The sequence below is a fragment of the Anaerorhabdus sp. genome (assembly GCF_036657415.1).
Lineage (GTDB): Bacteria > Bacillota_I > Bacilli_A > Erysipelotrichales > Erysipelotrichaceae > Anaerorhabdus.
Genome location: NZ_JAVXGL010000059.1, coordinates 1 through 221, shown reverse-complemented (window position 1 = coordinate 221; position 221 = coordinate 1). Strand labels below are relative to the sequence as shown.

At 28.1% G+C, this 221-nt stretch carries 1 protein-coding gene; it reads right to left on the bottom strand.

The window, feature by feature from the left end; genetic code table 11:
* A partial coding sequence (locus tag RSB60_RS08435) for a DUF4097 family beta strand repeat-containing protein (protein WP_332615722.1) occupies positions 1–221 on the bottom strand: 221 nt, incomplete at both ends.

Sequence of the window (221 nt, the reverse complement as noted above, 5' to 3'; positions counted from 1 at the left end):
GTTTCTAAGTATTCATTATTGAATGTAGCATTTACTTCAATATTACCACTAACAGAATTTAAATTACCTTCAATTAAAGCATCCTTTGGAACATAGATTTCAACTTTGCTTGCAGTCCAATTCCAATTAAAGTTGAAGAATGAAAATTCTTTTTTTCTTTCAATAATTAGAGTATTTCCATTTTGTTTTACAACGGGTGTATGCTTTTCATCACCATAGTA